The 254-nt window shown below is 50.0% G+C and carries 1 protein-coding gene; it reads right to left on the reverse strand.

Going from position 1 to position 254, the window contains the following annotated elements:
• Positions 1-254: transposase (locus tag AK963_RS30910; protein ID WP_175404831.1), on the reverse strand; the 254-nt coding region annotated here is incomplete at both ends.

Raw genomic sequence — 254 nt, forward strand, 5'->3', positions numbered from 1 at the left:
GAACAGAGTAATCAGGTTATCCCAGTTATTACGCCAGGACTTACCAATCGATGGGAATTTCTCCCCCCAGGCTTCTTCAAAGGCTTCCAGCTCCATTTCTGCTTCTTCAGCAGTCGCTGACCGGTAAATCCGTTTCAGGTCGCTGGCGACGCATTTACGGTCCTTGTAGGAGACGTATTTCAGCGAGTTACGTACCTGATGCACAATACACAGCTGAACCTGAGCCATTGGGAACACGGTGTTAATCGCTTCCG

It is taken from the genome of Endozoicomonas atrinae (genome assembly GCF_001647025.1).
GTDB classification, from domain to species: Bacteria; Pseudomonadota; Gammaproteobacteria; order Pseudomonadales; family Endozoicomonadaceae; genus Endozoicomonas; species Endozoicomonas atrinae.